Source organism: Aeromonas sp. R4-2 (genome assembly GCF_040908295.1).
Lineage (GTDB): Bacteria > Pseudomonadota > Gammaproteobacteria > Enterobacterales > Aeromonadaceae > Aeromonas > Aeromonas veronii.
In genome coordinates, this window is record NZ_JBFODL010000007.1 from 160195 (window position 1) to 180391 (window position 20197).

Below are 20197 nucleotides of genomic sequence, written 5' to 3' on the forward strand. Positions count from 1 at the left end.
CCACGCGCCGGGCTTTTTGTTGTTTCAGTCAATTAGTTGACACCCGAGCCTACCGATCTTGCCGGTAGTTTGTTACATTTTTCCCTTGGAATTCAGGGAATAACGGTGATGATAACATGAGCAGAAAACGATCTTTTTATCATCTCTTGCTGCTTTGCCTGTTCGCATTGAGCCACCCCCTGCAGGCTCAGGAGCCTGAACTGGAGCTGTGGCACTCCCAGCAAGCCGGTTACGTGATCGACGACGTGATCGCCCGCTTCAATCAGGAGGGGAACCACAGAGTACGGGTCACCCAGATTGAGCCGGGCAAGATCAAGGCGGATCTCCTGCTGGCAGCTCAGGCCAGGGGGCTGCCCGATCTGATGCTGATCCCCTCCGATTTTATCGGCCTCTATCGCCAGATGACCCTCGCCCCACTCCCGACCGAGTGGTTTTCCCCCGCGCTGATGGCCAGCGCCTTGCGTTATGTCACCCTGGATCGGCAACGCTGGGGCATGCCCATGATGCAGGGCAACCATCTGATGCTGTTTTACAACAAGGCGCTGGTCTCGACTCCGGTGACACAATGGCAGCAACTGACTGCTATCACCCCGGCCCTCAAGGCCAAGGGGGTCTACCCCGTCAGCTGGCCCTATCACGACATGTACTACTTCGCCGCCTTTTTACACACCTTTGGCGGCTCGCCGGTGACCGAAGGGCGCATAACCCTCGACAACCCGGCCATGGTGCAGGCACTGGAGGCCTACCGCACCGTCGCCAGCGAACAGTGGGTCGATCCCGAGTGCGACTATGACACCGCCCTCGCCCGCTTCAATGAGGGCAAGAGCGCCTACCTCATCAATGGGGACTGGGCCTTCAACGATCTGGTGAAGAACATGGGGGATAAGCTGGGCGTTGCCCTGCTGCCTCGCTGGCAAAGCCATCCCATGCACTCCATGAGCGGCGCCTACGTGATGGGAGCCTCCCGCTGGGCGATGGATGATGAGGATCGGCAACCCGTCATCAAAGCACTGATGGCCTTTATCCAGCGTCAGGATATTCAGCAGTTCATCTATCATCAGGGGGCGCTGCTGCCGGTCAATCAGCAGGCTTTTACCGCCATCAGCCGCCGTCCCACGCCTCAGGAAAAAGTGCTGCTGGAGCAGTTCACCCTCAGTACCCCCATGCCCTCCGACAGCGCCATGTCCATCGCCTGGCAAGCGATGGAGAAAGGGTTCGAGCGCTTTAAAGAGGGGATCAGTGCCGCCGACACCGCCCGCTATATGCAGCTGTTGGCCGATCAGCAGTACCGGCAGGTCAAAGCACCATGAAACATCGCACCTTTCGGCTTGGACCGACCCTGATCATCATCCTGTTCACCGTCGCCCTGCTGCCGGCGCTGCTGGCTAGCACTGTGCTGCTGATCCGCCAGCACCAGATCATCGCCCAGAGCGAGCAGTCGCAGCTGGAGCGAGCCCTCACCAGCATGACCCGCGAGGCCCGCTTTCGCAGCGAGCTGATCGGCACCCAGCTCAATCAGCTCAGCCAGGATCGGGTACTCCATCAGGCCCTCGACAACTTCCTCTTCTCCAGCCATGCCCGGCTGGCGCTGGCCACCTTTGTCAAATCCAACAGCCTGATCACCTCGGCCTACCTCATCGATGACAAGGGGTTGGTGGTGGAGTACATCAATGGCCAGGCCTCCCACCTCGAGTCGGGCAACCTGATGCCGCAGCTGATGGCCTGGGGCAAGACCCGCGAGGCAAAACAGGGCAAGCATCTGCTGCTCCCCGTCGATGATCCCGTGCTGGTCGACGACATGGAGCAAAACCGCAGCGGCGGGCTGGCGCTGGTAGCCCCCATCTATCGCAACCACCAGCGAGCAGGGGTGATGCAGACCCCTTCCGGCTTCGTGATGGCCATTCTCCCCTGGCGGCAGATGGCCCAGTTGCTGGAACCCTATCTCAAGGGGAGCGAATATCTGGTGATCTCCCAGGGCGAGAACCGTCTTTACGAAGGGGCTCACCAGAGCGCCAACGCCATGGATGACAGGGAGCCAAGCAAGATGGCGCAGCCCCTGGCCATTGGCTGGCCCCAGCTGGAGCAGGAGATCACCCCCACCATCACCCTCTACAGCTACAGCAATGACAGGGTCAGCGAGCTCAATAAATCCCAGCAGTTGCTGACCGTCAGCATCGCCGTCATGTTGCTGCTGGTGGCCATCGGCTGCGTCTGGCTCACCCGCTGGCTCACCCGACCGCTGCGCTCGCTGGCCGCGCTGGTGCGCAGCTATGGCAAGGGCAACTACCAGCAACGGCAGGCGCCGCTACGCTTTGTGGAGTACGACGAGGTGCGCCAGTTGCTACAGGAGATGGCCAGCACCATCTCGGATCAGGTGCGGGCGCTCTATCAGCAAAATGAACAGCTGCAGCAGGCCAATAGCGAGAAAGAGGCCTTCAACCAGCGGTTGCTCGGCTTCAACGACGAACTGGAGCAAGAGGTTGCCTCGCAAACGACCGCCCTGCGCTCGGCCCTGAACCGGGAGGAGCGCAGCCGCCATATCCTGCAATCCTGGTTGCAGTTCGGTCTGCACCAGCAGCTGGATATCGATATTGCCGAGCTGGCCAGCTCCGCCCTGCTGCAACTCTCGCAGCTCTATCCTGGCCACCGCTGGGGACTGGTGATCCGCCGAGACGGGCAGCCCCACTACTCCCTGACCCAGGGGGTCGATGCCCCCTTGCGGGATGCCTTGCAGGAGAAACTGGCTCAACTGATGGATGAGGAGGTCAAACACTCCGAATGCCAGTGGGATGACGCTCTCTGGAAGATCATGACCCTGCCCGGTAGCCAGAGCGGCGTGCTGTTTGGTTATCTGATGGTGAGCGCAGAAGGGCTGGAGTCCGAAGACAGGGCCATCTTGCGGCTGTTTGCCAAGCAGTTGGCGGTGGGCATCGAGGGGCGCCTCTTCACCGACGAGCTGGCGCGGGTCGCCCGCACCGACAATCTCACCGGGCTGCCCAACCGGCAGGCGTTCGAAGAGGCCTTCCATCACTATCAGGCGGTGCTGGCACGCCATCCCGAGCGTCACCTCGCCCTCTTCATGCTCGATCTCAACGGCCTCAAGCGTACCAACGACCAATATGGGCACGAAGCAGGCGATGCCCTGCTGATCCAGATGGCTCGCCAACTGCGCACCCTCTGCCGTCAGGATGAGAAGATTTTCCGTATCGGCGGCGACGAGTTCGTGCTGCTGGCGGAGGCGGATCACCTCGCCAGCCAGCAGCTGGCAGGCAGGTTGGAAGCAAGCCAGCAGCACGCCATTGTGCAGCATGGGGAGCACAGCTTCCCGCTGCGTTTTGCCATCGGCTGGAGCAGCAGCGACCAGACCCCGCTGGCGGAGCTGAGCCGGGTGGCGGACGACGCCATGTATGCCAATAAGGCGCGCTTCTATCAGGGGCAGCGATAAAAAGCGGAGGTCTGCGGCGTTGGCGAGCCTTTCGCCAACGCCCTGATCAGCTCGCAAAAATGGCGCGCAACGCTAGACGCGGCGCGGACCATGACTAAGATAGGGGCTCTTGATGTCTCGATTTGGAAGGGAGTAGGAAATGGAGTTAGTACTTGGCCCGCTGGAAGCCCGCGTCATCGGCTGTCTGATTGAAAAAGAGATCTGCACCCCGGATCAATATCCCCTCTCCCTTAATGCACTGGTCAACGCCTGCAACCAGAAGAGCAACCGCGAGCCGGTGCTGGAGCTCTCCGAGCTCGATATCCGCGCCGTGGTAGACGAGCTGATCCGCAAGCGGCTGGTGGTCAACACCGCCGGCTTCAACGCCCGGGTTCCCCGCTACCAGCACAGATTCTGCAACACCGAATTTGGCGAGCTGAAATTCAGTGCCCAGGAGCTTGGCATCGTCTGTGAACTGCTGCTGCGCGGCCCGCAAACCCCGGGAGAGCTGCGCTCGCGCACCAACCGCCTCTGCAGCTTCGATGATGTCACCGAGGTGGATGCGGTGCTGACCCAGCTTATCGAGCGTGGCCCCTACGTGGTCAAACTACCGCGCGAGCCAGGCAAACGCGAATCCCGCTACGCCCACCTGTTTAGCGGCGAAGTGGATATTCAGGCGATGATGGATGCCGCTCCCGCCGCGGCCTATGCCTCCCCTGCCGCCGATCGCCTGAGCGAGCTGGAGCTGGAAGTGAGCGAGCTCAAGAGCCGTCTCGCCGCCATGGAAGCGCGGCTGGCAGCACTGGATGGTCAGGGCTGATCGCCTTTACCATCGCCACTATCTATCAGGGAGCCGGGGCTGATGTCCCCGGCTCCCTGCGTTTTTTCATCGTGAGGAAGTGCCCGTGATCTCCCTGATAAAAGAGTCAGACCACCAGAAGATGCCCTGGAAAAACCAGCAGGGCACCACCAGCCAGATCCTCATCTCCCCCAAGGGGAGCAGCCTTGCCAAACTCGATTTTGACTATCGACTGAGCTCGGCCCCCATCAAGAGCACGGGTCCCTTCTCCCCCTTTCCCGGCTATCAGCGCATTTTGCTGCCGGTGAGCGGGGCTGGCTTTGTGCTCAACGGTCACCCCTACGCCACCTTCGAGGCAGCGCACTTTAGCGGCGATGAGGAGACCCACTGCGAGTTGCTGAAAAAAGAGGTGACCGATCTGGGGCTTATCTACCATCCGGATCGCATCAGCGCCAACGTGCGGGTGCTGAACCTCCCCTTCCCGCTGACCCTTACCCTCGAGCCAGAGAAGACCTACCTCTGTCACCTGCTGAGCGGCCAGCTGGCCGTGCAGGGCAAAGAGGTGGCCATCAACGAGACGCTGGTGGTGACCGGTGAAGAGAGCATTCACTTTGAATGCCAGAAGAAGACCGCCATCGCCTTCTTTACCCTGCAGGCCAAATAGCGCAAAAGTCGGCGGTGTGCAGTCATGTCATGCCACGCCACACACAAACAGCAGAGATGAAAAAGCCGGGAAATCCCGGCTTTTGCTATTGAGGCAACCGGCTCGTGCCGGTCAGCACCTTAGTTGACCTTGAAGGAGCCCTTCATCATGGCGAAGTGGCCGGGGAAGGAGCAGAAGAAGGTGAGATCCTTGCCCGCCAGACCGTCGGTCTTGAAAGTGACGCTGCTGCTCTCGCCGCCGCCGATCAGCTTGGTGTGAGCCAGCACACGGGGATCATCCTTGGGCAGATAGCCGTTCTCGGCCCCGGCGCTCATCCCGGCAGTCGCCACGGTCTGATAGTCGGCGGTGCTGGCCAGCACCCAGTTGTGACCCATGGCGGTCACAGGCAGCTTGCCGGTGTGGTTCAGGGTGACCGTCACCTCCTTGCAGGTGGCCGGCACGCTCATCTCTTTGAGGTTGTACTGCATGGCATCATTGCCTTCGATGACCAGTGCACACTCATCCGCCAGCACGGGGGCAGCCAGGGTACTCAGAAACAGCAGGGTAATCGCCTTTTTCATCATCTTCTCCTTTGATTGGCAATGGATGGCAACGACTTGGCGGATGCGGTGAACGCTTCGCAAAGATGCCGTCTAAATCGACCTTCATTTTACTCAATTGTCTTCAATCGGCTATGGCTTTTGGCCAAAGCTGCGGGCCAGGTCACCAGACGGTGCTCTACTCGCCACTCTCTCCCTCACGGATGGACGATACGACCCGCTCCCGACACAGGTTCAAAACTGTTTAATTTTTTCTGCCCTTTCCCCTCCGATTACCCCCATCAGGGCTCGCCCGGCGGGCGCCCCTTGGCTAAGCTAGCGCCCCGATATGAACCTTCTCCAGATGAGAGCGCCGGATGATTGCGATAACCCCCGTGGCGGCCCTGCGCTGCCTGCTGCTAACCCTGCTGCTGGCGCTGGCCGGCTGCCAGCCAACCCCGCCTGCCCAGACCCGAATTCAGGGCAAGACCATGGGCACCTACTATGTGGTGACCCTGAGCGATAGCTACCCCGGTGGGGAGCCCGCCCTCAAAAGCGACGTAGAGAGCCTGCTGGCCCGGATGAACAAGGAGATCTCCACCTACGATCCGGGTTCGCTCATCTCCCGTTTCAATCAAGGGCCCGCCAACACCCCGTTTGCCATCCCGCCCGCCATGGCCATCATAGTCCAGCAGGGGATTGATGCCGGTAAACTGACCGACGGCAAGCTGGATGTGACCGTGGGGCCTCTGGTCAATCTGTGGGGCTTTGGCCCGGACAAACGGCCGGTCAAGCGGCCCGATGAGGCGGCCATCGCCGGCGCCCGCCACAAGGTGGGGATCGACAAGCTGACCCTGACCCCGCAGGGGGATCACTTCCTGCTCGAAAAAACGATCCCGGATCTCTATCTCGACCTCTCCACTCTCGGCGAGGGGGCGGCATCGGATGAAATCGCCACCCTGCTCGAGGGCAAGGGGGTACACAACTATCTGATCGAAGTGGCCGGTGCGGTGCGCAGCAAGGGCAACAACAGCAAGGGTTCGCCATGGAAAGTGGCCATCGTCGAACCCTCCGATCAGCCGGGGGCCTTCTCCGATATCGTCATCCCCAACGGCATGGCGCTCAGCACAGCGGGCAGCTATCGCAACTACTACGAGCTGGATGGCCAGCGTTACTCCCATATCATCGACCCCGCCACCGGCCAGCCGGTCACCCACAAGCTGGTCTCCGCCAGCGTCATCACCCCGACCGCGCTGGAGGCCGATGCCCTCGATACCGCGCTGATGGTGATGGGGCCTGAAGCGGGGTTGGCATTTGCCAAGCAGCACAAGCTGGCGGTCTATCTCATCATCAAGACCGAACAGGGGTTCAAGGCCGAGTACACGCCGCAATTTGCTCCCTATCTGGCAGAGAAAAAACGGTGAGTTCAAGGCCCTGGCAACAGGGCCTTTTTCTTTCACTCATCGCGGGCAAAAGGCGGACAAACGGAGACGGTTCGCAATCGACAACTTGGCCAATTGCCTCTTCGGGCGCTTTGGTGGCACACTTTCTCCCATCAGCCCGTAGCGCCTCGACCCAGACAGATGCAGACACCTGAACAAGAGCCAGAAAAAAAGAGCCCAGCCAAGCCACAACGCATTCTGATGGTCAATGAGCAGCGCTCGTTTCAGGTGATGATGAAGGCGATGCTGCTCAATCTGGGTATCAGCAACATCACCTACTCCAATACCGCCGAGGATGCGCGGCGCCGCTGCCAGAAGGGCAGTTTCGACATCTATCTCATCGATTACGATCTGGGGGTTGGTGAAAATGGTCGTCAGTTGCTCGAAAGCCTGCGCGACAAAGACCTGATCCCGCCCCAGAGCGTGGTGATCATGGTGAGTGGCGACAGCTCCCGCGCCATGGTACTGAGTGCGCTGGAAGCCGAGCCCGACGAATACCTGATGAAGCCCTTCTCTCAGGAGCAGTTCTCGTTTCGCTTGAAGCGTGCCCTCGCCCGGCGCAACGCCCTGGCCAGCGTCTTTACCGCGCTGGCCGATGACAATCTGGCAGCCCTCATTACCGCCTGTGCCGAGCGGGCCGATGCGGTGCCCCGTTTTGCCAACTACTGCCGCTGCCTGCAGGCCGATACCCACCTCAAGCTGGGTCAGGCGCAGGAGGCGCGCGCCCTGATGCGCCAGCTGCTGGCCGGGCAGGAGAACAGCTGGGCCCGCCTGACACTGGGCAAGGCCTGCAACACCCTGGGGCTCCACGAAGAGGCGGTCAGCCATCTGCAGGCGACCCTCAAAAATACCCCGCTGATGGTGGAGGCTCACCTCTGGCTGGCGGAATCCCTGCTGGCCCTTGGCAATGACGAGCAGGCGCAGCAGGAGCTCAGACGGGCGGTGGATATCTCCCCCCAGTCTGTGCAACTCTCCCGTCGGCTGGCGGAGGTGTGCCTGCAGCGCCACGACTACGCCCAGGCCAAGGATGTGCTGATGTCGCTGATCGACCTGTCGCGCAACTCCATCCACCGCACGCCCCATTATCTGGGGGCCTATATCCAGACCCTGACCCTCTACGCCCTCAACAGCAACGACAGCTACCACATCGCCAACCTGCAAAAGCAGGTCAATTCTGCCCTGTCGCGCATCCGTGATTCGCTGATGATGTCGGAGTTCAACTACCCGGTGTTCGAGCAGATCTGTCAGGCCCGGGTGCAGATTGCGCTGGGGGAGCTGCTCAAGGGCAAGAAGATGCTCTATCGCGCCAATCAGAACTGGCTCGATGAACCGGCCACCATGCCCCCCGCCCTGCTTGGCGAGACCATCCTCGCCCTCTATCAGCTCGGCGAGTTTGAATATGCAGAGAGCCTGCAGGGGCTGCTGGCAGAGGACGAAGATCGGCTGCTCACCACCTGCATTCAGGCAACCCGCGATGACAAGACGGTGCTGGAGCGGCGTCAGCGCTACCAGCAGCTCAACGATCTGGGGATCAAGGCCTATCAGAGCGGCGAGCTGGAGCAGGCCCTCGGCCATTTTCGCGAGGCCCTGCGCCGCGCCCCCGCCAATACCGGTGCGGCTCTCAACAAGATCCAGGTGCTGCTGCAACTGATGCAGAAAAACCGCAAGAGTCCGGAATTTGGTGCCGAGTGCAAAGACACCCTGGACGTGCTCGACGGCATCCCCCTCAACCCGGCCCAGCAGGAGCGTTTTCGCAAGCTGCGTCAGGAGTTCAACCAGTTCAGCTAAGACGCCGCCACGCCCCCTTTTCCCCGCCTATGCTGAAACCAGTTCGGCAATGCGAGGGAAACGAAGATGGCGATGTGTCGTTATCTGGTGGCCGATGGCCGCCACTGCAGTGAAGAGGCTGGCGAGCACGATCTCTGCCACTGGCATGATCCCCACCATACCCATCAGGAAGCCCGCAGCGCCGAGGCGCTTGAACAGTACGTTCGCGCTGGCGGACTCTGCCACGGCCTGCAGCTGTCACGGGCCAATCTGGCGGGTCTCAATCTGGTCAACAAGGAGTCCGATCAGGGATTTTTGCTGGAGCAGTGCAACCTCTATCGCGCCAACCTGCGCGGTGGTCACCTCTACGGCCTGCGCATGAAGGGCGGCAGCCTGATGAAAGCCGATCTCAGTGATGCCAACCTCCAGTGCGCTACCCTCGATGACGTCAACCTGCTCGGCATCCGCTGGCACAACACCCGGCTCGACAACATGCAGACCGGCAAACGGGTGATGCAGGATCGCAAGGGGCGCCGCGAACGGGATCCCAAACAGGCGCGCATCTGGTTCAAGGAGGCGGAAGAGACCTACCGGGATCTGCGCAAAGCCTCCGAGGCACAGGGGATCTTCACCATGTCCGGCAACTATATCCAGCAGGAGCTCACCATGCGCCGCCTGCAACTGCCGTTCTGGTCGACCCAGCGCTTCACCTCCTGGGTGGTCGATCTCTTCTGCGGCTATGGCGAGGCCCCGATGCGGGTGGTGCTCTTCTCGTTGCTGCTCATCTTTATCTGCAGCATTTTTTACTTCTTCTGCGGACTGCATTTTCAGGGCGAGCACCTCATCTACCAACCCGGTGCCCCGCTCGAGCAAAATGCCATCTTCCTGCTCGAATGCCTCTACTACAGCGTGGTCACCTTCACCACGTTGGGGTACGGCGACTTCACTCCAGTCGGCCTCTCCAGGATCTTCGCCGCCTTTGAAGCCTTCACCGGCAGCTTTACGCTGGCGCTGTTTGTGGTGGTATTCGTCAAAAAGATGACCCGCTGACACCTCTGCCCACCCCGCGGTGCCTGCCACTGATGCAGGCCCGCGGCCACACTTGCATCCACCGCCGATTCCTAGTCCAATAGCCACTTATAAAAATGACATGAGCATCCCGGACATGAAGATCATCTCTTTCAATATCAACGGCCTGCGCGCCCGTCTGCACCAGCTGCAAGCCATCATCGACAAGCACCAGCCCGATGTAATCGGCCTGCAGGAGATCAAGGTGCACGATGAAGCCTTCCCGCTGGCCGATGTGGAGGCCATGGGCTATCACGTGGAGTTTCACGGCCAGAAGGCCCACTACGGGGTCGCCATCATGAGCAAGCAGAAGCCGGTCAAGGTGGAGAAAGGCTTCCCCACCGACGATGAAGAGGCCCAGCGCCGGATGATCATGGCCACCTTCGAGCGCGAAGACGGTTCCCTCATCAAGGTGATGAACGGCTACTTCCCGCAGGGTGAAAGCCTGGATCACGAGACCAAGTTCCCGGCCAAGCAGAAGTTCTACGAGGATCTGCAGCACTACCTCGAGACCAACCACACCCCGGACGACCAGCTGGTGCTGATCGGGGATATGAATATCTCCCCCACCGATCTCGACATCGGCATCGGCGAGGCAAACCGCAAACGCTGGCTGCGGGATGGCAAATGCTCCTTCCTGCCCATCGAGCGCGAATGGATGGAGCGACTGAAAGGGTTCGGTCTCACCGACACCTTCCGCGCCGCCAACCCCACCGAGTGCGAGCGTTTCTCCTGGTTTGACTACCGCTCCAAGGGATTTGACGAGAACCGTGGCCTGCGCATCGACCTCATCATGGCCTCCGATGCTCTCAAGGACAAGGTGACCGAGACCGGCATCGACTACGAGCTGCGCGGTATCGAGAAACCCTCCGACCACGCCCCCATCTGGGCCTGCTTCGCCTGATGTAGCGCCGGATGCCGCAATGATATCGCCAATCTGTGAAGTGGCTCGCGGTTGCCTGCGATAAAAGGGCGTAAACAGCCTATCCAGACAAGGTGCCTCAGGGCACCTTCTTTTTGCAGCAAGGAGTGCCAGCAGTGACCCCAACTCACCTTCCTCTCTCCCCCGCCCGTTTTCTGGCCCTGCGCCTGCTGCCGGGGGAGGATCTTATCGCCGGATTGCGCACCCAAATGGCCCGACACGGCCTGCAGGCGGCCTGGATCACCGGAGCGGTCGGCAGCCTGACCCACGCCAACCTGCGCTATGCCGCCCAGCCCGATGGCACCCTGCTGGAGGGGGCCTTCGAGGTGATCGCCCTTGGCGGCACCCTGGATCCGGAGTGCGAACACCTGCATCTCTCCATCTCTGACGAACAGGGATTGATGCGCGGCGGCCACGTGCTACCTGGTTGCCGGGTGCGCACCACCCTCGAACTGGTAGTCGGAGAGCTGGAGGCGTACCGTTTTGGCCGTGCCCCCTGCCCCCAATCCGGTTATGAAGAGCTGCTCATTACCCCCAGAACCTTGTGAGGATCACTATGTCCGTCAGTAAACTCTCCAGCTACAACCTAGCTTTTATGGTCATCTGCATCGCCATCAACATGGTGGCGGGACAGGCCGTCTCCATGCTCAAGCTGCCCATCTTCCTCGACTCCATCGGGACTGTGCTCTGCGCCATTCTGGCGGGCCCCTGGATGGCAGTCGCCACCGGTCTGCTCACCAACCTGCTGTGGGGACTGCTCACCGGCCCCATCGCCGCGGCCTTTGCCCCGGTCGCCATGATGATTGGCCTCAGTGCCGGTCTGCTGGCACGGGCCGGCTGGTTCAACAATCTGCCCAAGGTGGTAGTGAGCAGCGTGGTGATCACCCTGGCGCTCACCCTGGTGGCCATTCCCATCCGCTCCTACCTGTTTGGCGGCGCCACCGGCAGCGGTGCTGATTTCGTGGTGGCCTACCTGCACGCCATGGGGAGCGATCTGCAGGAGTCGGTCGCCGTCACCGTGCTGGGTACCAACCTGCTGGATAAACTGCTGACCGTGCTGATCGCCTGGGGGCTGGTACGCCGCCTGCCGCAGCGCACCCTGCGCCACTTCCCGCAGATGGCCGCCGTGCGCTGATGCACCCGTTTACCTCCCTCGCACTCTGGCTCTGGTTTTCGGTCACGGCCAGCGTGCTGCCGCCCCCCTGGCTCTGGGGCTGGAGCCTGCTGCCGCTACTTGCTCTGGTGCTGCTGCCGGGGGCCCGCTCCCGGCTCAAGCTGGTGCTGGCGGTAATGCTGCCGCTGGGACTGGGGCTCTATCTGGTGCACGGTCCCTGGTTGCGGATCCTGCTCGGCATGCCAGCGGTTCCAGCCAGCGAAGCGTTTCCCATTCTGCCCCTCTGGTGCAGGCTGCTCGCCTGTCTGGCCAGCGCCCAGCTCTGGCTCTGGGCGGTCTCGACCGAGCGGTTTGTTCATGCACTGTTTGCCAGCCGGCTGCCCATCGCCCTCTCCTACCTCTGCTGCGGCCCGCTGCTGCTCAAAGAGCAGCTTGGCCACCAGCTGCGCGCTATCAGGGAGGCCCAGCTAGCCCGCGGCGTGCCCTTTGACGGCAATCCGCTGGCCCGGCTAAAGGCCACGCTTCCGCTGCTCTCGCCGCTGGTCGGGCAGGCATTGAGCGAGCTGGCCACCCGCAGCATGGCGCTGGATCTGCGCGGCTTTCGCAGCCAGCCAACTCGCACCCGCATGACGGAGATCCCGCAGCAACGTTACGAGCCGCTACTGCGCTATCTGCTGCTGTTGCTGGTAGTGCTGGAGATTGTCTGGAGGTGGTGGCCATGATCTCGCTGCAAGGGGTGACCATCGGCCATGCGGCCCACCCTGACCACTTTCAACTGGGCCCACTCGATATCGAGCTAAAAGAGGGCGAATGGCTGGCCATCCTGGGTGGCAACGGGGCAGGCAAATCCCTGCTGGCCCAGCTGCTGGCGGGAGGCTGGTCCCAGCTGCACCTCGACACGCTGACGGGAGAGGGCGTCATTCTCGGGCAGCCCCATGATAGCGGCCAGCTCAATCACCATGCGGCTGTGCGCCAGTGGGTACAGCAATCCCCTTATCTGCAATTTTCCGGCTGCTGCTTTTCGGTCGTCGACGAGGTGGCGTTTGGCCCGGCCAATCTCGGGTTGCCGCCCGATGAGGTCAACCGGCGGGTATCCGATGCCATAGTGCTCTGCCACTGCGAGGCGCTGGCAGCCAGCCATCCCCTCGACCTGTCGGGAGGCGAAGCCCAGCGCGTGGTGCTGGCCAGTGCCCTGGCGATGGCTCCCAAGCTCTTGATCCTCGATCAGGCCTTTAGCCGTCTGACCCCGGCGGCAACCCAGACCATGCTGCGGCAGATCCGCCGCTACAGCGAGGAAAGCGGCTGCAGCGTCATCTTGCTGGAGCAGCGGCTTTTTCCGGCAGCTCACTTCTGCGAGCGATTCCTGCTGCTCGACCATGGCCGCCAGCTGGCCTGCGGTGAGCTGGGCGAGGTGCTGCCCCATCTGCCCGGGAGGGTGATCCTGCCGGACTCCCTGCGCGAGACGCTACAGGTGCGCGACCCGCGCCATCACCCCTACCCCTTGGCCATGTTGCGGGAGTTTTATGCTGAGCTTTGACCACCTCTGCTTCTCATGGGCACCGGACAATCCCTGCCTGCACGACATCACATTGCAGATTGCCGGTGGGGAGCAGGTCGCCATCGTCGGAGATAACGGCGCAGGCAAGTCAACCCTGCTGCGACTGGCGGCGGGTCTGCTGGCCCCCACCTCGGGCACGGTGAGCTGGCAACAGCAGGCGCTCTGCAAGCAGCGGGCACTGGCCCGTGCCAGTCAGATCGGCTTTCTGTTTCAGGAGTCTGAGCGTCAGCTGTTTCACAGTCGGGTCGAGGATGAAATCGCCTTTGGCCTGCGCCTGCAGAAACTGCCGCGTGAGGAGATCCGGCTGCGGGTCGCCACCGCGCTGGAAGAGTGCGAGCTGACAACGTGGGCGGCCTCCCATCCGCTCGATCTCGATGCCGGTCAGCGGCGCATGGTGGCAGTGGCCTGCCTCCATGCCATGCAGCCCGCCTTGCTGCTGCTTGACGAGCCGAGCCGGGATTTCGATCCCCGCTGGCTGGCCATTCTGGAACGCTGGCTGGCCAGTGAGCGAGCAAAGGGCACCACCATAGTGGCCATCAGTCACGATGCCGAATTTGTCAGACGCAACTTCACCACCCTGATCGAGCTGAAAGCTGGCCATCTGGTTGTCCACGGCCCCACAGCCGAACTACTCTCTGCACTCAATGGCTATCACCAAGACGAGAAGAGCAGTGCCTTGCTGTTGGCTGCCATGGCCAGGGCTGAACATCCCCGATGATGTCCCACCCATATCGGAAAAGTCAGACTTTTTCGTCAATCGGCAACCCTAATTGCCACTTTGAGAAGGTTGTGTTCAAGGTTGCCGCCCTATCATCTTCCATTCCAATCATAAAGAAGTTGTTTTTTTAATCATGAAGTTAATGATGTGTATGGAGAAACATGCTGAACGCAGCAGCCGAAATCGATCCAACAGGAGTGTGATGATGAAGGTGCCCAATGCCGGAAGAGAGGTTTACAAACGCAGCTTGCTGACCCTGGCGCTGCTCAGCGGTCTGAGTGCCTGTGGCGGCGAGACGACCCAGACGGCACAGACCATGCCCGCCGTCCCTGTGGTGGTCGCCGAGGTCAAGCTGACCGATGTGCCGCTCACCACCGAGATGGTGGGAGAGACCGCCGGTTTTCGCGAGATTGATGTGCGCTCCCGGGTCAGTGGCATCCTGCTCAAGCGCACTTATGTGGAAGGCCAGCCGGTTACCGCCGGTCAGGAGCTGTTTCTGATTGACCCGGAGCCCTACAAGGTGGCGCTGGAGCAGGCCAAAGGGACTTTGGCTCAGGAGCAGGCCCGTCTCAACAAGGCCCGTGCCGATCGGGATCGCATCATTCCCCTCTTCAAGCGTCAGGTAGTGAGTCGCAAGGACTATGACGACACCATCGCCAACTACGAAGCGGCCATCGCCAGCCATCAGGCCGCTCAGGCCAAAGTGAAAGAGGCGGAGCTCAACCTCAGCTACACCCAGGTGACCGCCCCCATCAACGGCATGGCGAGCAAGAGCTCCCAGTCCGAGGGGAGCCTTATCTCCACCAGCGGCGACAACGGCCTGCTCACTACCATCACCCAGTTTGATCCGCTCTACGTCAACTTCTCCTACTCGGAGCAGGATCGCCTCAACTTCGAAAACTCGGTAAAGAAAGGGGTGATTGAGGCGAAGGATGCCACCACCTGGCGCACCCATATCCGTCTGGCCGATGGCTCCCTCTATCCGGAGGCGGGCAAGCTCAACTTCTCCGACAACCGGGTCGATCCCCAGACCGGCACCATCCGTGCCCGGGCCATCTTCGACAACAAGGACGGCGTACTGCTGCCGGGCCAGTTTGTCCGCATGACCATCGATCTGGGCACCCGCAAAAACGCCATCGTGGTGCCGCCGCGCGCCATCGTCCAGTCCCAGGCTGACCGCATGGTGATGGTGGTCGATGCCGACAACAAAGTAGTGCCCCGTCCGGTGACCCTGGGCGCGGCAGTCGACTCCGGCGTGCTGATCGAGAGCGGCCTGCAGGCAGGTGAGCGCTATATCGTCGAAGGCTTGATGAAGGCTCGCCCCGGCGCCGTGGTAAAACCTGTCTCTGCCGACGAGATGAAGGCGATCACCGGCAAGGTGGTCAGCCAGTCTGCGGCCAAGTAAGGAGCCCGTATGTTTTCCAAGTTCTTCATAGAACGCCCCATCTTCGCCAGCGTGATTTCGATCATTATCGTGCTGGGCGGGTTGGCGGCGATGCGGGCGCTCCCCATCGAGCAATATCCCCAGATCACCCCGCCGGTGGTCTCGGTCACGGCGTTTTATCCGGGCGCAACCCCGGAGGTGATCTCCCAGACCGTGGCAGCGCCGCTGGAGCAGCAGATCAACGGCGTCGAGCGGATGATCTACATGCAGTCGGGGTCGGCCTCCAACGGACAGATGAACCTCAACGTCTACTTCGAGATCGGCACCGATCCGGATCAGGCCACCATCAACGTCAACAACCGGGTCTCGGCTGCCATGGCCCAGCTGCCGGAAGAGGTGAAAAAGCAAGGGGTGACGGTCAAGAAGAAATCGACCTCCATCCTGCAGGTGGTCACCCTCCAGTCACCGAACGGCTCGTTTGATACCACCTATCTGTCGAACTACGCCCTGCTCAACATCATCGACGAGCTCAAGCGGATTCCCGGCATCGGTGATACCACCTTGTTTGGCGGTACTGACTACGCCATGCGTATCTGGTTGCGGCCGGATCGACTGGCCCAGCTCGAGCTCACCCCGAGCGACGTGATCGGCGCCATTCGCGAGCAGAATACCCAGTTCGCAGCAGGCAAGATCGGTGCCCAACCCACCACGGCCCCCATCGACTTCACCTACACGGTGCAGACCAAAGGGCGCCTTGAGGATGTGAAGGAGTTCCAGAACATCATCGTCCGCTCCATGCCCGATGGTTCCAAGATCCGGGTCCGCGATGTCGCCCGGGTCGAGCTGGGGGGCAAGGATTATGATCTGGTCGCCCGCGCCAACGGCAAACCGGCCATCGGTATCGCCACCTATCTGCAGCCGGGCGCCAACGCCGTCGCGGTCGCCGATGCGGTACACGCCACCATGGAGCGACTCAAGGAGCGCTTCCCGCAGGATATCGAGTACCAGATCCCCTACGACACCACCGAGTTCGTGAAGATCTCCATCGAAGAAGTGGTACACACCCTGTTCGAGGCGATCGTACTGGTGTTCGTGGTGGTCTATCTGTTCCTGCAAAACTTCCGCGCCACCCTGATCCCCTGTATCGCGGTGCCGGTGTCGCTCATCGGGACCTTCGCCGGCATGCTGGTGCTCGGTTTCTCCATCAACCTGCTGACCCTGTTCGGCATGGTGCTTGCCATCGGTATCGTGGTGGATGACGCCATCGTGGTGCTCGAGAACGTCGAGCGGATCATGAGCGAGAAGAAGTGCTCCGCCAAAGAGGCGGCCATCCTCGCCATGCAGGAGGTCTCCGGTCCGGTGGTCGCCATCGTGCTGGTGCTCTGCGCCGTGTTCCTGCCGGTCGCCTTTATGGGCGGCATGACGGGGGTGATGTACAAACAGTTCGCCATCACGGTCGCGGTCTCGGTCGCCATCTCCGGTCTGGTGGCACTGACTCTCTCCCCGGCCCTCTGTGCCGTGTTACTGAAAGAGGGACACCACAAACCGGCCCGCTTCTTCGTCTGGTTCAACGATAAATTTGACCAGCTGACCCGCGGCTATGTACGCGGTGTGGCCTTCCTGAACCGTCGGGTGGGGGTCGCCTTTGCCATCATCGGCGTGCTGATCCTCTCCATCTACGGCCTCTTCCTGAAAGTGCCGGGCGAACTGGTACCGAACGAAGATCAGGGCTACCTCATCTCCGCCGTCATGCTGCCGGATGCGGCCGCGATGAGCCGGACCCAGGCGGTGGCAGATCAGTTCGACAAGATCGCCATGGCCAACCCCCATGTGAAGGATGTGATCACCTTCTCGGGCTTTGACATTCTCTCCAATGCCATCATCAGCAACAGCGGCATGACCTTCATTACCCTGAAGGACTGGAGCGAGCGTCAGGGGGCCGGACAGGACTCCTTCTCGCTGGCCAAGACCTTCCAGGGCTTGAGCCTGATGGGGCTGGCGGATGGCTTTGTCGCCTCCTTCAACCCGCCTCCCATTCAGGGGATGTCCACCACAGGTGGCCTTGAGGCCTATCTGCAAAACCGTGGCACCGGCAACGCCCAGGCCTTCTCAGGCGAAGTACAGCGCTTCCTTGAAGCTGCCAAGGCGCGCCCGGAGTTTGCCAGCGTCACCAGCACCTACCGCGCCAACGTGCCGCAGGTCTATCTCGACCTGGATCGCGAAAAGGCCAAGGCGCTGGGGCTGCCGATCAACGCGGTGTTCGACACCATGCAAGCCACCTTCGGCCAGGTCTATGTCAACGACTTCAACCAGTTCGGCCGTACCTACCGGGTGCAGTTGCAATCCGAGGCCGACTATCGCGCCAAGAAGAGCGACATCCGCAACGTCTATGTCCGCTCCGACAAGGGGGAAATGATCCCGCTCAGCAGTCTGGTGACGGTGCGTGATGCCACCGGCCCCGAACTGGTCGAACGCTTCAACATCTTCCAGGCCGCCAAGATCATGGCCCAGCCCGCCCCCGGCTACAGCTCGGGTCAGGCCATCGCCGCGCTGGAAGAGGTCGCCAATGAGGCTCTTGGCAACGACGCCAAGCTGGAGTGGACCGGATCCGCCTATCAGGAGAAAGCGGCCGCAGGCAGCGCAGGCATGGCCTTTGGTTTCGGTATCGTGATGATCTTCCTCATTCTGGCCGCCCAGTATGAACGCTGGAGCTTGCCGTTTGCGGTGATCACCGCCGTACCGTTCGCCCTGTTCGGTGCCCTGCTCGCCACCTGGCTGGTGGGGCTGACCAACAACGTCTACTTCCAGATCGGGCTGGTGACCCTGGTCGGCCTTGCCGCCAAGAACGCCATCCTGATCGTGGAGTTCGCGGTGATGAAGCACGAAGAGGGGATGAGCCTCATCGAGTCGGCACTGGAGGCGGCGCGCCTGCGTTTCCGTCCCATCGTGATGACCTCGCTCGCCTTCATCCTCGGCTGTGTGCCGTTGGTCACCTCCAGCGGGGCCGGTGCGGCAAGCCGTCACGCCCTTGGCTGGCCGGTCATCGGCGGCATGCTGGCGGCCACCTTTATCGCCATCTTCTTTATCCCGCTCTTCTTCCGGCTCATCATGCGCCGCTCGGAGAAACGGGCCTGACCACTGCGGTCTCGCTCACCAAGCCCCTCCCTCACGGAGGGGCTTTTTTATGTCACTCCGTTACATCGCAAACAGATAGGCCTTCATCGCCTTGAGACGCACGGTGGCGGCACCGATGATGTCGATAAAGCCAAGCAGCGGATGAGGTTTATGTGCCGAAATCCAGGCTGAGCCGGTTGCCCCAATTGGCAAGTCCACACCGTCCGGCACCAGCATGTCGAGCACCACTGTCCGGCCATGGCTCGACATGTTGTTGCCCACATGCTGCCGTACATCTTGATCCCCCTGCGCAACACTCATCTGGCCTCCCCCGTACCAGTAAGTACTGAGTGCACCCGTGCCCGAAAGATGCGCCCGGGATAGGCATCTACATAAAACTCGGCAAACTGGCCTGGTGCTATGTTGCGAAAACTCTGATCCGGAATGCGAAACTCCAGAAACTTGCGAGAAGTGTCGTATAGGTGCATGTTGCCGGTACGGGAACCGCTGGCAATATTGACTATCGAGACCTGACCATCAAACGGAGCCCTGATCACCTTCTCTTCATTCCGTCGCTCCTGCAAGGCCAGCTCTGTCTCTAGATTCAACACCTGAGCTTCAATCGCCTGAACCTTCGCTTCACTGGCACTCAGTTGCGCCAGATCGCCATCAATTTGGGTCTGCAGCTGGTCACGGCTCTGAATACTGGCAAAGTTACCCAACTGGGTCAGCCGAACCAATTCCTTGTGAGTGAGGTTCAGTCGTGACTGGATCGCTCGCTGCTGGCTTACCTCTGACGCCACCTGGGCATGCTGGGCGTCAATCTGATAGCTCAACGCCCGAGACTTACCGTTACTCTCCCAGTCCGCAAGACTATAAATGGGCTGACCACGCGCAACGCGCTGATTATGCGCAACATAAATCTGATCTATCTGATGAAACTGGTTGATGCCTAGTAATGGTCCCAACACCGCATGAGGCGCCTTGACCGTCGCCGAATCGGTAAAATCCACCGGAGCCAAATGGCGAGAGGTAGTCAACAAACCAAGCGCCAATAACGCGCCAATTGCGGTACTCCAAAAACCCGTTTTTAGGTTCCAAGGCAATATGTTCAGCTTGACCAGCAACCAGACGATCAGGATATAGGGCAGCAGGATCTCTTTCATGATGCCTCCCCCTCATGACGGCCACGTCGAATACCATGGCCGATAATAAGGCTCATCCGCTCGCTCAGCACATCCCAACGGGCAAAGGCGATGATGACGGCAAGCACCCACCAGGTCTTGTCGATAAACAGTCCGCACAAGGAGAGCGCAAACACCAGGGTGATATGCACCGACTCAGACACCTTGGCACGATGCACAGCGATCTCATGCAGTTGCCACAGCAGATAGACCAGATAGAGGACCACATAGAGAGTGATCACAGTAATCACCCCCATAAAGATCTCGGAATCAAGCAGTACCATGATGGCTGGCAAAGCATGGTTGAACCTGGTCGCCTCAATTGGATAGATGTGGGCACCTTTCGAGAAGAAGACAACCAGAGCGACCGTGACCAATATAAACGTCAGGCGCCAAAGCCACCGCGCTAACGCAGAGGTTGATTGTGATGACATTTGATGTTGTTCCTTGAGTAACGGATGAGCAAACAAGTGGACCTCACGAGCCACCCAGCTAATAACGCGCCGGATCGGCGCGACGGG

Annotated in this window: 19 protein-coding genes; 15 read left to right on the forward strand and 4 right to left on the reverse strand. The window is 60.9% G+C overall.

Features of this window, described 5'->3' with window-relative positions; genetic code table 11:
• Positions 1–116: 116 nt before the first annotated feature.
• From AB5Y99_RS03655 to AB5Y99_RS03670, 4 genes are all read left to right on the forward strand, one after another.
• A complete protein-coding gene (locus tag AB5Y99_RS03655; RefSeq protein ID WP_236316060.1) occupies positions 117–1310 on the forward strand; it encodes an extracellular solute-binding protein in 1194 nt (397 codons plus the stop codon).
• Entirely contained in the window at positions 1307–3445 is a 2139-nt protein-coding gene (locus tag AB5Y99_RS03660) for a diguanylate cyclase (RefSeq protein ID WP_320545928.1), read from the forward strand. Before AB5Y99_RS03655 ends, AB5Y99_RS03660 begins: the two co-directional genes overlap by 4 nt.
• A 139-nt stretch (positions 3446–3584) precedes the next feature.
• Positions 3585–4244, forward strand: coding sequence for a YceH family protein (locus AB5Y99_RS03665; protein ID WP_005337766.1), 660 nt, complete (start codon positions 3585–3587; stop codon positions 4242–4244).
• Between the two features lie 85 nt (positions 4245–4329).
• Entirely contained in the window at positions 4330–4887 is a 558-nt protein-coding gene (locus AB5Y99_RS03670) for a HutD family protein (RefSeq protein WP_005337767.1), read from the forward strand.
• A 119-nt stretch (positions 4888–5006) separates the two neighbouring features.
• On the opposite strand, the gene azu is transcribed toward AB5Y99_RS03670, so the two are convergent.
• Entirely contained in the window at positions 5007–5447 is a 441-nt protein-coding gene (gene azu / locus AB5Y99_RS03675; protein ID WP_005337768.1) for an azurin, read from the reverse strand.
• A 335-nt stretch (positions 5448–5782) separates the two neighbouring features.
• On the opposite strand from azu, the gene AB5Y99_RS03680 reads away from it, so the two are divergent.
• The 11 genes from AB5Y99_RS03680 to AB5Y99_RS03730 all read left to right on the forward strand — a co-directional run bounded on the left by AB5Y99_RS03680 (position 5783) and on the right by AB5Y99_RS03730 (position 18513).
• Positions 5783–6829, forward strand: a complete 1047-nt coding sequence (locus AB5Y99_RS03680; RefSeq protein ID WP_368208725.1) for an FAD:protein FMN transferase — start codon at positions 5783–5785, stop codon at positions 6827–6829.
• A gap of 159 nt (positions 6830–6988) precedes the next feature.
• The gene (locus AB5Y99_RS03685) at positions 6989–8635 is read left to right on the forward strand and encodes a tetratricopeptide repeat-containing response regulator (RefSeq protein WP_005361691.1); all 1647 of its coding nucleotides are present in this window, start codon (positions 6989–6991) and stop codon (positions 8633–8635) included.
• 66 nt (positions 8636–8701) lie between these two features.
• On the forward strand, positions 8702–9664 hold the full coding sequence (locus tag AB5Y99_RS03690) for an ion channel (protein WP_069555464.1): 963 nt from the start codon (positions 8702–8704) through the stop codon (positions 9662–9664).
• A gap of 115 nt (positions 9665–9779) precedes the next feature.
• Complete coding sequence (gene xthA, locus AB5Y99_RS03695; protein ID WP_118854029.1) at positions 9780–10586, forward strand: exodeoxyribonuclease III; 807 nt, start codon at positions 9780–9782, stop codon at positions 10584–10586.
• 134 nt (positions 10587–10720) lie between these two features.
• Entirely contained in the window at positions 10721–11152 is a 432-nt protein-coding gene (locus tag AB5Y99_RS03700; RefSeq protein WP_159163837.1) for a PPC domain-containing DNA-binding protein, read from the forward strand.
• An 8-nt stretch (positions 11153–11160) separates the two neighbouring features.
• The gene (locus tag AB5Y99_RS03705; RefSeq protein WP_104014385.1) at positions 11161–11739 is read left to right on the forward strand and encodes an ECF transporter S component; all 579 of its coding nucleotides are present in this window, start codon (positions 11161–11163) and stop codon (positions 11737–11739) included.
• The gene (locus AB5Y99_RS03710; RefSeq protein ID WP_159163839.1) at positions 11739–12440 is read left to right on the forward strand and encodes an energy-coupling factor transporter transmembrane component T; all 702 of its coding nucleotides are present in this window, start codon (positions 11739–11741) and stop codon (positions 12438–12440) included. Before AB5Y99_RS03705 ends, AB5Y99_RS03710 begins: the two co-directional genes overlap by 1 nt.
• Positions 12437–13255 carry an energy-coupling factor ABC transporter ATP-binding protein gene (locus tag AB5Y99_RS03715; RefSeq protein WP_159163840.1) on the forward strand — a complete coding sequence of 273 codons (819 nt, stop codon included), beginning with the start codon at positions 12437–12439 and terminating at the stop codon, positions 13253–13255. Before AB5Y99_RS03710 ends, AB5Y99_RS03715 begins: the two co-directional genes overlap by 4 nt.
• The gene (locus AB5Y99_RS03720; RefSeq protein WP_159163841.1) at positions 13242–13994 is read left to right on the forward strand and encodes an energy-coupling factor ABC transporter ATP-binding protein; all 753 of its coding nucleotides are present in this window, start codon (positions 13242–13244) and stop codon (positions 13992–13994) included. The genes AB5Y99_RS03715 and AB5Y99_RS03720 overlap by 14 nt, the downstream gene beginning before the upstream one ends.
• A gap of 205 nt (positions 13995–14199) precedes the next feature.
• Positions 14200–15399, forward strand: a complete 1200-nt coding sequence (locus tag AB5Y99_RS03725; protein WP_335818854.1) for an efflux RND transporter periplasmic adaptor subunit — start codon at positions 14200–14202, stop codon at positions 15397–15399.
• Positions 15400–15408: 9 nt separating this feature from the next.
• Complete coding sequence (locus AB5Y99_RS03730; RefSeq protein WP_346201347.1) at positions 15409–18513, forward strand: multidrug efflux RND transporter permease subunit; 3105 nt, start codon at positions 15409–15411, stop codon at positions 18511–18513.
• Positions 18514–18573: 60 nt separating this feature from the next.
• Here AB5Y99_RS03730 and AB5Y99_RS03735 read toward each other — a convergent pair whose 3' ends face one another.
• Genes AB5Y99_RS03735 through AB5Y99_RS03745 form a run of 3 tightly spaced genes read right to left on the reverse strand, consistent with a single transcriptional unit; the run spans position 18574 to position 19960 of the window.
• Positions 18574–18813, reverse strand: a complete 240-nt coding sequence (locus AB5Y99_RS03735; protein WP_368208727.1) for a hypothetical protein — start codon at positions 18811–18813, stop codon at positions 18574–18576.
• Entirely contained in the window at positions 18810–19658 is an 849-nt protein-coding gene (locus tag AB5Y99_RS03740) for an HlyD family secretion protein (protein WP_368208728.1), read from the reverse strand. Before AB5Y99_RS03740 ends, AB5Y99_RS03735 begins: the two co-directional genes overlap by 4 nt.
• Positions 19655–19960, reverse strand: a complete 306-nt coding sequence (locus AB5Y99_RS03745) for a hypothetical protein (RefSeq protein WP_021231217.1) — start codon at positions 19958–19960, stop codon at positions 19655–19657. Before AB5Y99_RS03745 ends, AB5Y99_RS03740 begins: the two co-directional genes overlap by 4 nt.
• Between the last annotated feature and the right edge of the window lie 237 nt (positions 19961–20197).

Bases quoted from the DNA above. Each gene is read 5' to 3' on its own strand.
- AB5Y99_RS03715 (WP_159163840.1), top strand. From the start codon at position 12,437: ATGATCTCGCTGCAAGGGGTGACCATCGGCCATGCGGCCCACCCTGAC.
- AB5Y99_RS03710 (WP_159163839.1), top strand. From the start codon at position 11,739: ATGCACCCGTTTACCTCCCTCGCACTCTGGCTCTGGTTTTCGGTCACG.
- AB5Y99_RS03745 (WP_021231217.1), bottom strand. From the start codon at position 19,960: ATGGTACTGCTTGATTCCGAGATCTTTATGGGGGTGATTACTGTGATC.
- AB5Y99_RS03680 (WP_368208725.1), top strand. From the start codon at position 5,783: ATGATTGCGATAACCCCCGTGGCGGCCCTGCGCTGCCTGCTGCTAACC.
- AB5Y99_RS03735 (WP_368208727.1), bottom strand. From the start codon at position 18,813: ATGAGTGTTGCGCAGGGGGATCAAGATGTACGGCAGCATGTGGGCAAC.
- AB5Y99_RS03740 (WP_368208728.1), bottom strand. From the start codon at position 19,658: ATGAAAGAGATCCTGCTGCCCTATATCCTGATCGTCTGGTTGCTGGTC.
- azu (WP_005337768.1), bottom strand. From the start codon at position 5,447: ATGAAAAAGGCGATTACCCTGCTGTTTCTGAGTACCCTGGCTGCCCCC.
- AB5Y99_RS03660 (WP_320545928.1), top strand. From the start codon at position 1,307: ATGAAACATCGCACCTTTCGGCTTGGACCGACCCTGATCATCATCCTG.
- AB5Y99_RS03690 (WP_069555464.1), top strand. From the start codon at position 8,702: ATGGCGATGTGTCGTTATCTGGTGGCCGATGGCCGCCACTGCAGTGAA.
- AB5Y99_RS03685 (WP_005361691.1), top strand. From the start codon at position 6,989: ATGCAGACACCTGAACAAGAGCCAGAAAAAAAGAGCCCAGCCAAGCCA.
- AB5Y99_RS03705 (WP_104014385.1), top strand. From the start codon at position 11,161: ATGTCCGTCAGTAAACTCTCCAGCTACAACCTAGCTTTTATGGTCATC.
- AB5Y99_RS03665 (WP_005337766.1), top strand. From the start codon at position 3,585: ATGGAGTTAGTACTTGGCCCGCTGGAAGCCCGCGTCATCGGCTGTCTG.
- AB5Y99_RS03730 (WP_346201347.1), top strand. From the start codon at position 15,409: ATGTTTTCCAAGTTCTTCATAGAACGCCCCATCTTCGCCAGCGTGATT.
- AB5Y99_RS03720 (WP_159163841.1), top strand. From the start codon at position 13,242: ATGCTGAGCTTTGACCACCTCTGCTTCTCATGGGCACCGGACAATCCC.
- AB5Y99_RS03655 (WP_236316060.1), top strand. From the start codon at position 117: ATGAGCAGAAAACGATCTTTTTATCATCTCTTGCTGCTTTGCCTGTTC.
- AB5Y99_RS03725 (WP_335818854.1), top strand. From the start codon at position 14,200: ATGAAGGTGCCCAATGCCGGAAGAGAGGTTTACAAACGCAGCTTGCTG.
- xthA (WP_118854029.1), top strand. From the start codon at position 9,780: ATGAAGATCATCTCTTTCAATATCAACGGCCTGCGCGCCCGTCTGCAC.